The sequence below is a fragment of the Kaistella sp. SH40-3 genome (genome assembly GCF_030686865.1).
In the GTDB taxonomy this organism is placed as follows: domain Bacteria; phylum Bacteroidota; class Bacteroidia; order Flavobacteriales; family Weeksellaceae; genus Kaistella.
The window spans coordinates 76241-89822 of sequence record NZ_JAQYUS010000008.1 but is presented as its reverse complement, the minus strand read 5'-3'; the positions used below and the strand labels follow the sequence as shown (position 1 = coordinate 89822).

13 protein-coding genes are annotated in these 13582 nt (G+C 35.5%); 9 read left to right on the top strand and 4 right to left on the bottom strand.

The annotated features are described in order from the left end of the window. Positions 1 to 35: 35 nt before the first annotated feature. Complete coding sequence (locus tag PUH65_RS12780) at positions 36 to 1388, bottom strand: S9 family peptidase (RefSeq protein ID WP_305520526.1); 1353 nt, start codon at positions 1386 to 1388, stop codon at positions 36 to 38. Positions 1389 to 1578: 190 nt separating this feature from the next. On the opposite strand from PUH65_RS12780, the gene speB reads away from it, so the two are divergent. Then, positions 1579 to 2433, top strand: a complete 855-nt coding sequence (speB, locus tag PUH65_RS12775) for an agmatinase (protein WP_305520525.1) — start codon at positions 1579 to 1581, stop codon at positions 2431 to 2433. A gap of 53 nt (positions 2434 to 2486) precedes the next feature. On the opposite strand, the gene PUH65_RS12770 is transcribed toward speB, so the two are convergent. Both PUH65_RS12770 and PUH65_RS12765 read right to left on the bottom strand, forming a co-directional pair. Further along, positions 2487 to 2777 (bottom strand): GNAT family N-acetyltransferase, encoded by a 291-nt coding sequence (locus tag PUH65_RS12770; RefSeq protein ID WP_305520524.1) that lies wholly within the window; start codon positions 2775 to 2777, stop codon positions 2487 to 2489. 192 nt (positions 2778 to 2969) lie between these two features. Continuing rightward, positions 2970 to 3722, bottom strand: coding sequence for an RDD family protein (locus PUH65_RS12765; RefSeq protein ID WP_305520523.1), 753 nt, complete (start codon positions 3720 to 3722; stop codon positions 2970 to 2972). A gap of 22 nt (positions 3723 to 3744) precedes the next feature. Here PUH65_RS12765 and PUH65_RS12760 point away from each other — a divergent pair, with 22 nt between their 5' ends. Genes PUH65_RS12760 through PUH65_RS12725 form a run of 8 tightly spaced genes read left to right on the top strand, consistent with a single transcriptional unit; the run spans position 3745 to position 10825 of the window. Continuing rightward, complete coding sequence (locus PUH65_RS12760) at positions 3745 to 4749, top strand: stage II sporulation protein M (protein WP_305520522.1); 1005 nt, start codon at positions 3745 to 3747, stop codon at positions 4747 to 4749. Further along, positions 4706 to 5674, top strand: coding sequence for a DUF4013 domain-containing protein (locus tag PUH65_RS12755; RefSeq protein WP_305520521.1), 969 nt, complete (start codon positions 4706 to 4708; stop codon positions 5672 to 5674). The genes PUH65_RS12760 and PUH65_RS12755 overlap by 44 nt, the downstream gene beginning before the upstream one ends. Continuing rightward, complete coding sequence (locus PUH65_RS12750; RefSeq protein ID WP_305520520.1) at positions 5664 to 6452, top strand: DUF4129 domain-containing protein; 789 nt, start codon at positions 5664 to 5666, stop codon at positions 6450 to 6452. Before PUH65_RS12755 ends, PUH65_RS12750 begins: the two co-directional genes overlap by 11 nt. 27 nt (positions 6453 to 6479) lie before the next feature. Then, on the top strand, positions 6480 to 7637 hold the full coding sequence (locus PUH65_RS12745; protein ID WP_305520519.1) for a DUF4350 domain-containing protein: 1158 nt from the start codon (positions 6480 to 6482) through the stop codon (positions 7635 to 7637). Between the two features lie 50 nt (positions 7638 to 7687). After that, positions 7688 to 8695, top strand: a complete 1008-nt coding sequence (locus PUH65_RS12740) for a MoxR family ATPase (RefSeq protein WP_305520518.1) — start codon at positions 7688 to 7690, stop codon at positions 8693 to 8695. A 58-nt stretch (positions 8696 to 8753) separates the two neighbouring features. Further along, complete coding sequence (locus tag PUH65_RS12735) at positions 8754 to 10076, top strand: DUF58 domain-containing protein (protein WP_305520517.1); 1323 nt, start codon at positions 8754 to 8756, stop codon at positions 10074 to 10076. A 44-nt stretch (positions 10077 to 10120) separates the two neighbouring features. Continuing rightward, positions 10121 to 10549, top strand: coding sequence for an OsmC family protein (locus PUH65_RS12730; RefSeq protein ID WP_305520516.1), 429 nt, complete (start codon positions 10121 to 10123; stop codon positions 10547 to 10549). Positions 10550 to 10570: 21 nt separating this feature from the next. Beyond that, positions 10571 to 10825 (top strand): hypothetical protein, encoded by a 255-nt coding sequence (locus tag PUH65_RS12725; RefSeq protein ID WP_305520515.1) that lies wholly within the window; start codon positions 10571 to 10573, stop codon positions 10823 to 10825. Between the two features lie 62 nt (positions 10826 to 10887). Here PUH65_RS12725 and PUH65_RS12720 read toward each other — a convergent pair whose 3' ends face one another. Beyond that, positions 10888 to 13512 carry a glucosidase gene (locus PUH65_RS12720; RefSeq protein WP_305520514.1) on the bottom strand — a complete coding sequence of 875 codons (2625 nt, stop codon included), beginning with the start codon at positions 13510 to 13512 and terminating at the stop codon, positions 10888 to 10890. Positions 13513 to 13582 lie beyond the last annotated feature (70 nt).

The window sequence follows — 13582 nt, the reverse complement described above, 5'->3', positions numbered from 1 at the left end:
GTTGGCATATTTTGTATTAAACAAATCTTTTAGAATCATTGCAATGCTAAAATCCAGGAACTGATCTTGTCCAAGACTTTAGGGGAAAAGGTTTCTTCAATTTGTCCGTATTCAGAAGGGTTTCCTGTTTTTGCCGTTTGAAAAAGATGATTTAAACCTTCAAATTCTATGGTTTCAAACTTATTATTTCCCGCTTTAGTTAAAGATTTTTTAATTCCGGCTAAATTTTCTTTCGCCGAAACCTGCATATCCAAACTTCCGTCTACTGCCAAAACTGGGATCTTAACTTTGGATAAATAATCGTCCGGATTAAACTTGATGAAATACTGAAACCACGCCGAAGACATTTGTGCAATATAAGCCTCTCTTTCCTGCGCTGTCATTTTTGGGAAATTTTCTTCCAAATATTTAGTAAAGTCGGTTTTGAAATCTTTTCCTTTATAGTTTTTTGCGTACGTAAATGTTTTCGATTTTATCGCCAATACTTCATCAATCGCGTCTTGAGGTAAATTGGCACCTTCTGCCAGTTTTTTGTTCTGATCCAAAACCAAGTCAAGAATTGGAATTCCGGGAGCGGCGAGAAGAACTAAAAATTTTACATTTTTATTCAGATCTGCAACCATCGGCGCAATCATTCCACCTTCCGAATGACCGATTAATCCAATGTTTTTGTAACCGTTTTTTACGAGATAGTTCACGGCTGAATTTATATCTGTCGCAAAATCTTCGGAGGTGGCACCTTCTTTTCCTTTTTCTGATCCGCCAATTCCGCGGTCGTCCAAACGTAAAGTGGCAATTCTTTTTTTAGCCAAATCATCTGCAATGACTAAAAATGGTTTATGCTCGAACATTTCTTCATTTCGATCCTGTGCACCACTTCCGGTAATCATTACCAAAATGGGTTGGCTTTTCTTGAAGTTTTTGGGAGTAACAATTGTTCCCGCAAGTGTATTTCCTTCCGTGTCATTTTTAAAAGTGACGTCATCGCTGTTGTAATTAAAAGGAGGTTTCGGTGTCTGTGGCCGATTGACAACTGTGGTTTCTGCGTTTCTGGTAAGAATCAATGGAAAGTTCATTCCGCTTTGGGAAAAAATTCCTTCGATTTTTTTATTATTTAATTTCCCTTTGAACGTAATTCCTAAGTTAGAAGCATTCAAAGTCAGTTCGTTATTTTCAAATAAAGTTTTCTGAATCGGAATTCCTTTGGCGCCTTGAGTTGGACTGTCAAAAGTTGATTTTAAATCATTTCCTTCTTGTTCGATATGAAATACCAAAGGGAGTTTTTGTCCCTGAACATCTAGATTTCCGTACCAGGAACCCGTAATGTTTTGGGAGAGAAATATTTGGAAAGTCAATAAAAGTAGTCCTATTAAATATTTAGTTTTCATCAATTTACATTTTTGATTTAATATTCGCTATTTAAAGTTTACTATAAAATTAGCGATTAATTTAATTATCTAACTTGAAAATTTAGAAAATGTATTATTGTTGTTTTTACAATTTGGGGAAAGAGTAATAATTATTTTGAAATATTTATCTTTGAACCTCAATTATTACAAAACTAACATCAAAGATTATATGAAAACATACGCAGATATTCCGGAAGAAAATGCTCAACTGGAAACCTCAAAAGTAGTGCTGGTAACCGTTCCTTATGATGGAACTTCCACTTGGGGAAAAGGTGCTGATAAAGGACCGGAACTTTTTTTAGACGCTTCCGAAAACATGGAATTGTACGATATTGAAACTGGAACTGAGCCTTATTTGGAAGGTGTTTATCTGGCTGGTGAAATCTCCGAGAAATCTTCTCCTGAAGCGATGACCGAAGCGGTTTATCAAAAAACGAAAGAACTCCTTGCAAACGAGGGAAAATTATTTACCCTTTTTGGTGGTGAACATTCTGTTTCTATTGGATCGATTCGTGCGGTTGGCGAGAAATATGAAAACTTAACGGTTTTGCAGTTAGATGCGCATACCGATTTACGTCCGGACTTTCACGGTTCAACTTCTAATCATGCTTGTGCAGTTTATGAAGCGAGCCAAAAACATAATTTGGTTCAGGTCGGAATTCGTTCTTGCGACCTCGAGGAAATGCAGTATGTAAATAAAGAACAGTGTTTCTGGGCGCACCAAATCGCAAACAACGAAAACTGGATTAATGACGTTTTGGAAAAAGTTTCCGGAAACGTTTATATTACGATTGATTTAGATGCATTTGATCCTTCAATTGCTCCGTCAACGGGAACTCCGGAACCGGGCGGTTTGCAATGGTATCCAACTTTGGAACTGTTGAGAAAAGTATTTGAAAAATGCAATGTGGTTGCTTTTGATATTGTAGAATTAATGGATTCTCCGATGCCGAAACCAACTGCTTTCTTAGCGGCTAAACTGTATTACAAAATGTTGGCGTATTATCACATCAATAAGAATTAAGAAACAATACCTAAAAAAATCAAAACCCATAGAATTTCTATGGGTTTTGTGTTTTAACGTTCTAATAATATATCGTCAACATCTTTCATTCTGTGCATGACGGAACGCGCATAAGAACAATGCGGATATACTTTCCAATTGTTTTCCCGGGCGAATTTGATGCCTTCTTCGACCAAATATTTTCCCATTCCTTTTCCTTCAAATTTTGAATGAACCAAGACATAAGAGATTACAAATTTATTTTCATCCGGGAAAATGGTGTAGGTTAATCTGCCCACTTCTTCGTCTTCTTTATTCAAAGTTAAAACACCGCCATTTCCTGATCTGTTATTTTCGTATTTCATTTTAATCGATTTAGTTCCTTAAAATTAAGGAAAATAAATGGAAACAAGATTTATCTACTCTTAACTGATTTTGTTAAAATGCAAACGCTGCAGCCCAACTTGAGTGGAAATCCTTTTTTTTGCAGAGGAGGTTAGAAATGGCAAAAAAAGATTGGGAACGGAAGGCGGAAATGTCTGCCCAAATAAAATAATTTACAGATCTTTTCCCGTGTAGAAATTGTAGTCTTTGATGACGACGCTGATGAATTGCCGTTCTGTCATTTTGGTGGGATCGATTTCTAATTTCAGGATTTCTTTGATTTTTGTGGAGAGTTTTGAAACCACTTGTCGGTCATCAATTTTCAGGGCTTTTTGATAATTTTCCTTGATGATTCTCACGTCGTTATCGGTCAATGCTATCACTTGCGGGAAAAGTGGAACGTAATCTTCTTTCAGGTTTTCTAGAATGGTATGCGAAATATTGACTCGATTTTTTAAGGAAATAACGGCCGTCCCGGAAGCCATATCGCCCAACCTTTGATTGTTTTTTGAAACGATCATACTGATTAATCCGACCACGCCGGAGTTGGAATAAACATCGATCAGCCGGAAAAACCAGCGCATCAAATAGTCACCAAAACTTGCCTGAAATCCATCGATTTTTACCACTTTAATTTTGACCAGTTTCTTTCCAAAAGTCTGTCCTTCCATCAAACTTTCGCTGACCAAAGTATAAATATGAATTGGTATTGTAAGGATAATGTAAACTGCCATTTGCGACCAATTATCGAGTCCGTCCATATAAGAACCGAAATTAAATACTCGGAGCAGGAACCAGAAAAGCGTAAATACGTACGCCCCTTTGATGAGGATGTCAATGACAAATGCCAAAATTCGCTCGCCAATACTTGCTGTATTGAAATTAATATTTACATTTTGTGAAGTATTTATAGCGATCAGCGACATATTTTTATTATTTTAGCATCAGATGAGAGAGGTTGCGTTTATCAAACAAAATAAAGAAAAATGGTTGGGAATCGAGCAGGTTATCGCAGGAAAAGTTAAAAAAAATCCCGATGATCTTTCTTCGCTGTACATTAATCTGGTGAATGACTTATCGTTTGCACAAACTTATTACCCGAAAAGTAAGACCACGGTTTACCTGAACAATCTTTCTTCACTTATTTTCCAAAGAATTTATAAAACCAAAAGAACAGAGCAAAATCGATTGTTTGAGTTCTTTAAAACTGAAGTTCCGCTTTTGGTACATCACTATCGAAGGTACTTATTTTATGCCTTTGGATTCTTTATTCTATTTACTTTAATTGGTTTTGTTTCAGCGTATTACGATAAAGATTTTGTCAGAATTATTTTGGGTGACGAGTATGTCAACAAAACGATTGAGAATATCGAAAAAGGAAATGCGGTCGGTGTTTATCAGCAAGGTTCAAATTGGGGAAGTGCGATTTCTATTATTTTTAATAATCTAAAAGTCGGCGCTGTTCTTTTTATTTATGGTGTTTTCGGTGGAGTAGGAACTTTGTATGCGTTGTTGCAAAACAGTATTATGCTCGGTTCATTTCAATACTTTTTTCACGAACATGGTGCGTTGAAAGAAAGTGCGAGTGGAATTTGGCTTCACGGTGTTTTCGAAATTTTCAGCATGGTCGTAGAGGCGATGGCAGGATTAATTTTAGGCGCTTCGATTTTATTTCCCAGAACGTATTCTCGTTTTAATTCCTTTAAATTAGGTTTTAAAGATGCCTTTAAAATATTTTTAAGTACCGTTCCATTTACGATTGTCGCGGGAATTATTGAGGGTTATGTCACCAGATATGCTTTGGTAATGCCGGGAATTATTAATGGACTTCTTATTTTCGGAACGCTTTCTTTGATCGGTTATTATTATTTTATCTATCCTTATTTAGTAGCAAAAAAATCAAAAATACATGATGCAATTTTATCAGAAACGGGACTTCGGCCAATTCATTAGCGACACCTTTGCTTTTTTTAAAGAGCACGGAAAAAACTATTTCAAAAATTATCTTTTGATCAACGGGATTTTATTAATTCTGATGGTTATCATTTTCGTTTTTGGTTATCGGGAATTGTTCTCGCAAATTATGGGTTCCAATACGAGCGGGCAAAACCATTATTTTGAAGCCTACTTTCAAGAAAATTCAGCGATCTTGATTTTGGTATCGACAATCGTGTTTATACTGTTTTTGGCGGTGACGATGGTTTCCTATTCTTATCCGATTCTCTATCTGAAAAGATTGACAGAAACGGGAAATAAGAATATTAAAGCCGACGATATTTTAAGTGATTTAAAAAATAATATCGGACGGTTTCTAATTCTGTTTCTGGGATTATTTTTCATCGTAACTCCTTTAGCAATGATCGTTTTCGGCTTAACGGTGGTTTTAATGTTTATTCTTATCGGGTTCTTTTTACTGATATTATTGGGACCTGCTTTAATGAATGTCGTAAATTTTTTAATGTTCGATTATTTCAATACGAAGAAAGGTTTTTTTGAATCTTTGAGTTATGCCGTGAGGGCGCAATTTTCCTATAAAAACGGAAGGGAGAAATCTCCTTTTTGGAAATATTGGGGTTCAACGATCGTGATGTATTTTATTATTCAAGTAGTTACATCGATTTTCACCATGATTCCGATGATGTTTATATTTGGTGGAATGATGACCATTCCAGAATCTGGTGAATTGCAGCAAAATCCATTTGAAGGTCCGATGGGAATTGTGTTTTTCCTGTTTTATGGCGTGTCGCTTTTATTTTCATTTTTAATGATTAACGTGATTTTTGTAAACTCAGGATTGCAGTATTATGACAGCAGAACCGACCTTCACCGTAATTTAGACTTATCAGAAATCGACACGATTGGTACCAATGAAATTTAGGATATTCTTCTTCTTTTTTCTATTACAATTTATAGGTGGAAATTCTCAGGAACTTCCGCCACCGTCTATTTCCAGTTTTAAAGATTCTATTCAAATTCGCAAGAATGAGCAGTTTTACACCGATTCTCTTTTACTCAAAAATCCGACCACCGATAATATTGTTTTCCCTAAAAGTTTTGAAGAGAAATTTCAGTCCAAATATAAAGGTGCAGATTACGATTACACGACGATAAAACCCCGAGAATCGATTTGGCAAAAGATTCAGAAAAGAATAAAGAAAATTTTGGAATCCATTTTTGGTAAAGTAGATCCTAACAAAACGGCTTCTTATGCGGAAAATATCATGCGGATTTTCGCAGTCATTATTATCGGTTTTGTACTTTACTTTTTAATTAAATTTTTACTGGGCAAAGACGGCAATTTCTTTTTTAGCAAGAAGAATAATAAAATTAATATCGAGAATCAGGATCTTCAGGAAAATATCCACGAAATTAATTTCAATGAAAGCATTGAAAAATTCGAAAGACAGAAAGATTATCGATCCGCGGTTCGTTATCAATTTTTGTTGGTTTTAAAGAAATTGGCGGATAAAAAACTCATCAATTGGAATCCGGAAAAAACAAATAAAGATTATTTATCAGAACTAAAAACAGATCATTTAAAATCCAATTTCAAAGAACTGGCTTATATTTTCGATTACGTTTGGTATGGCGAATTTGAAGTTAACGAAGAGAATTATACCCAATTCAAACAAAAGTTTTTAAATTTTAAGATATAGAAAATCCTTTCTGGATAATAGTTAAATATGAATAAAACGTTCAAGTTATATGGTTTAATTTTCATCGTCGTGATGGTAGTTTTGGCGTTGCTGGAACTCAGTAAATCCGATGTGACCGACTGGCGTAAGAATTTCGATGTTAATGAAAAATCACCTTTTGGACTTTTTATCTTCAGTAAAGAAGTGAATCATCTTTTGAATGATAAAGTAAAACGAACCGATCTTTCACCTTACGATTTCTACAAAACTCAAAAATTAAAACCTCATAATATTTTAATTATCGAATCTAAACTGGATTCGGAATCCTGGAATAAAATTTTGGAGAACGTAGAAAAAGGGTCGGATGTGATGGTTATTTCAGATTTCTTGCATCAGAGTATTTCAGATTCTTTAGGTTTCTCGTTGTCGACGATCAGTTATGAAGATTTTAATTTGTTATTACTGACCGATAATAAATTTGCGGCTGATTCTTTAAAGTTAGATAAATTGCCCTCCGGAAAAGGATTTGAATTGATTTCAAAAGATCACGAAATTTTAGGAAAGGAAGAAAGTGATAGCAAAATGGCTAATTTCATTAAAGTCAATCATGGAAAAGGTCATTTTTATTTGCATTCAGAACCGTTGATTTTAACCAACTATTATTTGCTAAAACCCGGCAATGAAAAATATGTTCAGGATGTATTTTCTTATCTTCCTGATCGTGAAACTGTTTGGTTTTCAGGTGATAATAAAAATGTAGCCGAATCCCGTTCACCCTTGCGATTTATTTTGGCAAATCCTGGTTTGCGTTATGCTTGGTGGTTATTATTAGCCGGACTTTTACTGTTCATCATTTTTAATGCAAAACGCAAACAGAGAATTGTTCCGATCATCGAACCGAAGAAAAATAAATCCGTAGAATTTGTAAAAAGCATCGGGAATCTCTATTTACAGGAAGGTGATTTCCACGATATGATGGCCAAGAAAGCACAATATTTCCTCAATCGCGTCCGAATGGATTTGTTGATTGATACCAAAGATTTAGATGAAAAGTTCATTCACCTTCTTCATTTGAAAACTGGTAAAAGTGTAGAAAAAATTAGGGAAGCGACCGAACTAATTAAAAAAGGACAGGATCCTTATGCAAGCGTGATGCAGTCAGATTTAATAAAAATGAATAAATTGTTAGACGAGATTTTACTTTAAAATCACAGCAATTTTAATTAAAATAGAATCCCATTGAACCCAATATAATTATGGAAAATTTTGAAAAGCAAAATCAAGAAAATACGAATACAGAATTTCATTCCCGATTGGATATGACCGAACTTCAGAAAAGTTTGGAACAGGTAAAAGCAGAAATCGGCAAAGTGATTATCGGTCAAGAATCGATGATTGAACATTTATTGGTCGCACTTTTATCGAATGGTCATGTTTTGATCGAAGGTGTTCCGGGCGTGGCGAAAACGATTACGGCAAAATTATTGGCGAAAACAGTTGATGTCGGGTTCAGCAGAATTCAGTTTACGCCCGATTTGATGCCGTCTGATATTTTGGGAACTTCTATTTTCAATGTTAAAAATTCTGAGTTTGAATTTAAAAAAGGACCCATTTTTTCCAGTTTTATTTTAATCGATGAAATCAACCGTTCACCCGCTAAAACGCAAGCCGCTTTATTTGAAGTCATGGAAGAACGCCAAATCACCATGGATGGGAAACAGTACGAAATGCAGGAACCTTTCCTCGTTGTCGCCACTCAAAATCCAATCGAACATGAAGGAACTTATCGACTTCCGGAAGCGCAACTCGACCGTTTTCTTTTTAAAATAAATGTTGGTTATCCGAATCTTACGCAAGAAGTACAGATCATTAAAAACCAACACGAAAATAAATTAGAAGATAAATCTGATGCCGTGCAGAAAGTGATTTCCGGAGCACAGTTGAAAACGTATCAGAATTTGGTAAAAGACGTTGTTGTAGAAACTCAGTTGTTAGAATATATTGCGAAAATTATTGTGAACACGAGAGAAAATCAATTCCTTTATTTGGGTGCGTCTCCGAGAGCGAGTTTGGCTTTATTGACGGCTTCTAAATCATTTGCTGCAGTTCGTGGACGAGATTTCGTAACGCCGGAAGATATCAAAGAAGCAAGTTACGCCGTTCTTCGCCACCGAGTCATGGTTTCCCCAGAACGCGAAATGGAAGGATTAACTGCGGATGAAATTATTCGCCAGATTTTGGAGGCGATTGAAATTCCGAGATAGGTTTTAATGAGCAATAAGTAATTGGTAATGAGTAATTTGAAAAAGGTCAACTTTTAAAATGAGGAATTTGTACATCAATAACCGTTTTTTCTTCACGCTTTTTGGCGTGGGATTTACTTATATTCTGGCTTTTTTCTTTCCGGTGTTGATGTTGGTTGCGCATGGTTTATTGACTTTGGTGGTGATCGCTTTCATTGTGGATTACATGCTTCTTTTTAATCAAAAAAATGCAGTTCAGGCACAGAGGATTTTACCGGAGAAGTTATCAAACGGCGATCAGAACTCAATAAAAATAGATATTAAAAATAATTATCCATTTACCATTAAAACCAAAGTGATTGATGAAATTCCGTTTCAATTTCAGAAGCGTGATTTTAATATTGAAAGAACCATTGATAAAAATAAAAACATCCTTTTTGAATATCTACTCGAACCGAAAGAACGCGGTGAATATAGTTTTGCAAACCTCAATGTTTTTGCGGAATCGCCTTTAGGATTGGTTTCTAAGAGATTTACTTTTCAAAAAGAAGCGATGTTGCCGAGTTATCCGTCTTTTATTCATTTAAGAAAATATGAATTGATGGCGCTTCAAAACGAGTTTCTATTGGGTGGAATTAAAAAGATCCGTAAACTCGGTCATACGATGGAGTTTGAGCAGATTAAAGAATATGTTCCCGGCGATGATGTGCGAACGATCAACTGGAAAGCAACTTCGAAACGAAATCAGTTGATGGTCAATCAGTTTCAGGATGAGAAATCACAACGGATTTTTATGCTGATTGATAATGGAAGAACGATGCAAATGCCTTTTAATGGTTTGAGTTTACTCGATTATTCGATTAATGCAACCATGGCTTTAAGTCACATTATTCTTAAAAAAAATGACCGCGCCGGAATGATGACCTTCTCCAAAAAAACAGAACATAAAGTTGCGGCAGATAATAAATCGGGACAGTTGAGAAAGATTTCTGAAGCACTTTATAATATTCAAACTAATTCGTACGAAAGTGATTTCAGCAGATTGTATCAGGATGTAAAATATACTATCGGACAACGAAGTTTGATTTTGCTTTTTACCAATTTTGAAACTTTGGATGCCGTAAACCGACAGATGAAATACTTGCGTGGAATTGCAAAAAACCATTTGCTCGTAATTATTTTCTTTAAAAACGCTGAACTTCAAAGTTTAATCAATACCAATCCTGAAAATATTCAGGAAGTGTATGATGAAATTATCGCGGAGAAGTTTGAGTACGAAAAGAAATTAATTATTCAGGAACTTCGAAAATATGGAATTTACACGGTTTATACTTTGCCCGAAAATTTGAATATTGAAGTCATTAATAAATATCTGGAAATAAAAGCGAGAGGAATTCTTTAATTAAATTCGCTATTTTTACTTTTTAAATTTAAAAATTAAACTTTATGAAAATTACCCTAAATAGAATCAACGACGATTATTTATTTGAATGCACCAATTCTTTGGGCAATAAAATACTTTTAGACAACACCTCTCAATCAGAAGGAACAAAAGGAATTTCTCCGATGGAAACGATTTTAATGGCTGTTGCCGGTTGTAGCGGAATCGATATGGTTTCAATCCTAAAAAAGCAAAGACAGGAAATCACCAAGTTTTCTGCCGAAGTTGTGGGTGAAAGAATTCAGGTTGACGAAGCAAAACCGTTTAAAACAATTACGGTTTCTTTTCATCTTGAAGGAAATGTTGATCCGAAAAAAGCAGAACGTGCCGCCGCTCTTTCATTTGAGAAATACTGTTCTGTTTCAAAAACTATGGAACCGAATGTAACGGTAAATTATGAGGTTTTTGTGAATGGGGATAAAGTTGGTATTTAGTTAAATTAATAAAAGAAAAAAATGAACAATAAATTATTTTATTATGTGGCGTGCGTTTTCCTATTCATAAAAGGATGCGGAGCATTTCTAGATGTAGTACAAATTAAAAGTAACGGGATTATTAACGATGCATCCGAATCTTTACCGTATAAGATCGGATTGGTTACAGGAATGATCTTGCAAGTTGTAATTTACTTTGGTTTGACGAAATTTATATTTCAGAAGTTCATCATGACAAAATCCTTAAAGGAATTGAATTCCATTGAAAAGATTTAAGTAATAAAATCAATTCTATAAATAAAAAGCAGCATTTCAAAATGCTGCTTTTAACTTATAATCTATCTCGACCTCGAGCCCATTCTCGGCTGAATCAATTTCGCAATCGTCGCTGTCCAGCCGGTTTGGTGAGAGGCACCAATTCCTTCGCCGGTATCGCCATTGAAATACTCGTGAAACATAATGTAATTTTTAAAGAATTCATTGTGATTTAATAAATCATTTCCACCATTGAAAGGTCGGTTTCCATGTTCATCTTTACTGAAAATAGAGTAAAGCCGTTTGCTTAAATCCGTCGCCACAAAATCTAGATTGCGACTTTCTCCACTGTTGGTTGGATATTCGATTTGCAAACTGTCACCATAATAATAATGGAAACGCTGTAAACTTTCTACAATCAGGAAGTTAATTGGGAACCAAATCGGACCGCGCCAGTTGCTGTTTCCGCCGAACATGCTGCTGTCACTTTCAGCGGGAGTATATTTCACTTTGAAATCTTTTCCATCGACTGAAAAGGTGTAAGGATTATCTTCATAAACTTTGGACATCGATCTAATTCCGTAGGGAGAGAGAAATTCCTTTTCGTCAGCCATTCGCTGCAGAATTCGGGTCAACCTGGTTTTCCTTAATACGCTCATTAAGTGTTTTCCACCTTTACCCTCCACTTCCCAGTGGGAAACTAAATTAGCGAGTTCCGGCTTGTTCTTCAGAATCCAATCCATTCTCTTGCGGAAATTAGGGAGTTTTTCAAGTAAAGTATGTTCTACAACTTCCACCGCAAACATTGGTATAAGGCCCACAATGCTTCGCAGTTTTAGAGAAACAGAATCACCGTTAGTCAATTGCAGAAGGTCGTAAAAAAAGCCATCTTCTTCGTTCCACAGACCATTTTTAGTTTCTCCCAGATTATCCATGGCTTCGGCAATATATAAGTAATGTTCGAAAAACTTAATCGCCATATCTTCATAAATCGGATTATATAGAGACAGTTCCATTGAAATCCGCATCATATTCAAAGCGTACATCGCCATCCAACTTGTGCCGTCGGCTTGCTCTAAATGGTCTCCATTTTTGAATTCCATATTTCGGTCAAAAGCACCGATATTATCCAGACCTAAGAATCCGCCGCCAAAAACATTATTTCCATTTTTATCTTTCCGGTTCACCCACCACGTAAAATTCAATAATAATTTTTGAAAAACACTTTCCAGAAAAGGAACGTCGGGTTTTCCATTAATCATTTGATCAATTTTAAAAACTCTGAATGTTGACCATGCATGAACAGGAGGATTGACATCATTGAAATCCCATTCGTATGCCGGCAATTGTCCGTTCGGATGGATGTACCATTCCTTCGTCAATAATTTTAATTGATGCTTGGCAAAACCTGAATCTAAAATTGCATACGGAACACAGTGGAAAGCCAAGTCCCAAGTTGCAAACCACGGATATTCCCATTTGTCGGGCATCGAAATAATATCCTTATTCTGCATATGTTCCCATTCCAAATTTCGCACGTGATGGTCCAGGTTTCTCGGTGCATCAAATTTAGGATCTCCTTTCAACCATTTTGAAACATTGTAATGATAAAATTGTTTATTCCACAGTAAGCCGGCAAAAGCTTGTCTTTGAATTAATTTTTCTTCTTCATCGTGAATGTCTTCTTGAATCCCGTCATAAAAATCATTGGCCTCTTTAATTCTTAAACTAAAGACGTCGTCAAAGTCAAAGAAAGCATTTTCCATATCATGTGGACTCAATCGGAAATCGAAAGATTGACTTCCGCCAGCGTCGATTTCTGTATTGATTACGAAACAGGCTTTCGTTCCCGTTTTGTCAGGGTTCATTGCATCTTTGTCGTTATGAACTAAGAAATTATTGATACCGTCTTTATAGTATCTTGGTTCGCTGCTTGCACCGGAAATGATTGCGGGATTACTTTCATTATTACAAAAAAGTGCTTCTGTATTTTGATCTCTTGAATACAGTTTTATAACCGGCAAAGATTCATGATGAATTTCAATGTCGCCACTCGCCGAAGATTTTAGTTGAGGTTCATATTCTCCGTGACCCCAACTCCAGTTGTTTCTAAACCAAATCGTTGGAAGAATAACCAAGGGTGCTTTTTGTCCGCTTCTGTTTTTTACAGTGACACGAATTAAATAATCATCATGATTAATTTTAGCATATTCAATGAAAATATCAAAATAATTATCATCATTAAAAATGCCCGTGTCAATTATTTCATACTCAGGATCATGTTTTGATCTTCTTCCGTTTTCTGCAATTAAATCGTCATAAGGAAATTCATTAATTGGATATTTATACACCATTTTCATGTAAGAATGAGTTGGCGTATTATCAAGATAATAGTAGATTTCTTTTACGTCTTCACCATGATTTCCTTCATAATTACTGAGACCAAAAAATCGTTCTTTGATCATTTTATCTTTGCGATTCCAAAATGAAAAAGCAAAGCACAGTCGCTGTTTTGCGTCGCAAATTCCGGCAATTCCATCTTCGCTCCATCGATACGCTCTGCTTATTGCGTCATTGTAAGTGGTGTGTCCCCAGGCATTTCCGTTACTGCTGTAATCCTCACGAACCGTTCCCCATTGTCTGTTACTTACGTAAGGTCCCCAGGTTTTCCAGTTTTCATCGAGCATTCTTTCTTTCTCCGTCGTCATTTATAAAAATTTCTGGTGCGAAATTAAGAAATAAAAAATTTCCGAAAATTTGTCAGGGTATAATTTAATG

Coding starts and splice junctions, on each gene's coding strand:
- PUH65_RS12780 (WP_305520526.1), bottom strand. CDS start 1,388: ATGAAAACTAAATATTTAATAGGACTACTTTTATTGACTTTCCAAATA.
- speB (WP_305520525.1), top strand. CDS start 1,579: ATGAAAACATACGCAGATATTCCGGAAGAAAATGCTCAACTGGAAACC.
- PUH65_RS12770 (WP_305520524.1), bottom strand. CDS start 2,777: ATGAAATACGAAAATAACAGATCAGGAAATGGCGGTGTTTTAACTTTG.
- PUH65_RS12765 (WP_305520523.1), bottom strand. CDS start 3,722: ATGTCGCTGATCGCTATAAATACTTCACAAAATGTAAATATTAATTTC.
- PUH65_RS12760 (WP_305520522.1), top strand. CDS start 3,745: ATGAGAGAGGTTGCGTTTATCAAACAAAATAAAGAAAAATGGTTGGGA.
- PUH65_RS12755 (WP_305520521.1), top strand. CDS start 4,706: ATGATGCAATTTTATCAGAAACGGGACTTCGGCCAATTCATTAGCGAC.
- PUH65_RS12750 (WP_305520520.1), top strand. CDS start 5,664: ATGAAATTTAGGATATTCTTCTTCTTTTTTCTATTACAATTTATAGGT.
- PUH65_RS12745 (WP_305520519.1), top strand. CDS start 6,480: ATGAATAAAACGTTCAAGTTATATGGTTTAATTTTCATCGTCGTGATG.
- PUH65_RS12740 (WP_305520518.1), top strand. CDS start 7,688: ATGGAAAATTTTGAAAAGCAAAATCAAGAAAATACGAATACAGAATTT.
- PUH65_RS12735 (WP_305520517.1), top strand. CDS start 8,754: ATGAGGAATTTGTACATCAATAACCGTTTTTTCTTCACGCTTTTTGGC.
- PUH65_RS12730 (WP_305520516.1), top strand. CDS start 10,121: ATGAAAATTACCCTAAATAGAATCAACGACGATTATTTATTTGAATGC.
- PUH65_RS12725 (WP_305520515.1), top strand. CDS start 10,571: ATGAACAATAAATTATTTTATTATGTGGCGTGCGTTTTCCTATTCATA.
- PUH65_RS12720 (WP_305520514.1), bottom strand. CDS start 13,512: ATGACGACGGAGAAAGAAAGAATGCTCGATGAAAACTGGAAAACCTGG.